Source organism: Bacillus sp. FSL K6-1338 (assembly GCF_038006965.1).
Taxonomy (GTDB): Bacteria; Bacillota; Bacilli; order Bacillales; family Bacillaceae_G; genus Bacillus_A; species Bacillus_A thuringiensis_S.
In genome coordinates, this window is record NZ_JBBOWI010000001.1 from 267,501 (window position 1) to 270,000 (window position 2,500).

Sequence of the window (2,500 nt, forward strand, 5' to 3'; positions counted from 1 at the left end):
CGATTGGTTGTGCACGTCCAAGCAGTTAGGCTGATAAGTAGGCAAATCCGCTTATCGTGAAGGCTGAGCTGTGATGGGGAAGCTCCTTATGGAGCGAAGTCTTTGATTCCCCGCTGCCAAGAAAAGCTTCTAGCGAGATAAAAGGTGCCTGTACCGCAAACCGACACAGGTAGGCGAGGAGAGAATCCTAAGGTGTGCGAGAGAACTCTGGTTAAGGAACTCGGCAAAATGACCCCGTAACTTCGGGAGAAGGGGTGCTTTCTTAACGGAAAGCCGCAGTGAATAGGCCCAAGCGACTGTTTAGCAAAAACACAGCTCTCTGCGAAGCCGTAAGGCGAAGTATAGGGGGTGACACCTGCCCGGTGCTGGAAGGTTAAGGAGAGGGGTTAGCGTAAGCGAAGCTCTGAACTGAAGCCCCAGTAAACGGCGGCCGTAACTATAACGGTCCTAAGGTAGCGAAATTCCTTGTCGGGTAAGTTCCGACCCGCACGAAAGGTGTAACGATTTGGGCACTGTCTCAACCAGAGACTCGGTGAAATTATAGTACCTGTGAAGATGCAGGTTACCCGCGACAGGACGGAAAGACCCCGTGGAGCTTTACTGTAGCCTGATATTGAATTTTGGTACAGTTTGTACAGGATAGGCGGGAGCCATTGAAACCGGAGCGCTAGCTTCGGTGGAGGCGCTGGTGGGATACCGCCCTGACTGTATTGAAATTCTAACCTACGGGTCTTATCGACCCGGGAGACAGTGTCAGGTGGGCAGTTTGACTGGGGCGGTCGCCTCCTAAAGTGTAACGGAGGCGCCCAAAGGTTCCCTCAGAATGGTTGGAAATCATTCGTAGAGTGCAAAGGCATAAGGGAGCTTGACTGCGAGACCTACAAGTCGAGCAGGGACGAAAGTCGGGCTTAGTGATCCGGTGGTTCCGCATGGAAGGGCCATCGCTCAACGGATAAAAGCTACCCCGGGGATAACAGGCTTATCTCCCCCAAGAGTCCACATCGACGGGGAGGTTTGGCACCTCGATGTCGGCTCATCGCATCCTGGGGCTGTAGTCGGTCCCAAGGGTTGGGCTGTTCGCCCATTAAAGCGGTACGCGAGCTGGGTTCAGAACGTCGTGAGACAGTTCGGTCCCTATCCGTCGTGGGCGTAGGAAATTTGAGAGGAGCTGTCCTTAGTACGAGAGGACCGGGATGGACGCACCGCTGGTGTACCAGTTGTTCTGCCAAGGGCATAGCTGGGTAGCTATGTGCGGAAGGGATAAGTGCTGAAAGCATCTAAGCATGAAGCCCCCCTCAAGATGAGATTTCCCATAGCGTAAGCTAGTAAGATCCCTGAAAGATGATCAGGTTGATAGGTTCGAGGTGGAAGCATGGTGACATGTGGAGCTGACGAATACTAATAGATCGAGGACTTAACCATATAATATGTAGCAAATGTTATCTAGTTTTGAAGGAATATGCCTTCATAGTTTGGTGATGATGGCAGAGAGGTCACACCCGTTCCCATACCGAACACGGAAGTTAAGCTCTCTAGCGCCGATGGTAGTTGGGACCTTGTCCCTGTGAGAGTAGGACGTCGCCAAGCAAGCTTAAGACGAGTCAGAATGACTCGTCTTTTTTGTGTTTTGTAACTTTTTTTCAAAGCTAATTACATATCTATATAAGTTTTATTCGATTTCTTTCGTGATTTTTGATATGTAATTTAAGATTTTCTATTTTATTTCTTAAAGATAAAATTCACCAGTGTGTTAAAATAGTACAGTTGTTTTTTTGATGTACTTTAATATAAGAAGATTTAAGTTAGAAAAGGAGATAATATGAAAAGGATAGGTATAATTACTATAGTAGTCTTAGTCCTTCTAGTAATCGTGTATATGTTAGTTGGGAATTATTTTTATAACTACGCGTTGAATGCGAAACAAGAAAAAGAGTTTTTACAAGATAATCCTCATTTAGTAGAAACGGTAAATGCATCGGGAGATGTATTGGCTACAAATGAAGAAAAGAATGCGAACTTCGTATCGAAGTATAAACCTAACACATTAACTATACGTTCTTTCGATAAAATGAATTTAAAAGGCTATGAATATATGAATGAACAATCTAGTCATAAATGGGCAATTGTGGTTCATGGATACAATGGTAGAGCATCAGAAATGACGAAATATATTCGTAACTTTTATGAACAAGGCTATAATGTCATAGCACCAGACCTTCGTGGGCACGGAAATAGTGAAGGGGATTATGTTGGTATGGGCTGGCATGATCGTAAAGATGTTTTGATTTGGATTCAACAAATCTTAAAGAAAGATCCTAATGCTGAAATAGCTCTATTTGGTGTTTCAATGGGCGGGGCAACTGTAATGATGACTTCAGGAGAAGATTTACCTTCTAATGTTAAAGTTATTATTGAAGATTGTGGATACTCAACCGTTATTGATGAATTTACTTATCAGCTAAAAGATTTATTCCACTTGCCGAAGTTTCCTGTTATGAAT

The 2,500-nt window shown here is 44.8% G+C and carries 1 protein-coding gene and 2 rRNA genes (2 of these 3 only partly in view); all 3 read left to right on the forward strand.

Features of this window, described 5'->3' with window-relative positions; all coding sequences use genetic code 11:
- Nucleotides 1–1,422: ribosomal RNA gene (locus tag NZ044_RS01540) — 23S ribosomal RNA — on the forward strand; it begins 1,500 nt to the left of the window's first position.
- Nucleotides 1,423–1,471: 49 nt separating this feature from the next.
- Nucleotides 1,472–1,587 (forward strand): 5S ribosomal RNA (gene rrf / locus NZ044_RS01545).
- A 232-nt stretch (nt 1,588–1,819) separates the two neighbouring features.
- Nucleotides 1,820–2,500, forward strand: partial view of an alpha/beta hydrolase gene (locus tag NZ044_RS01550; protein WP_098506569.1) — the 5' portion only. It continues 279 nt past the right edge of the window; only the first 681 of its 960 coding nucleotides appear in the window; its start codon is at nt 1,820–1,822; its stop codon lies off the right edge, out of view.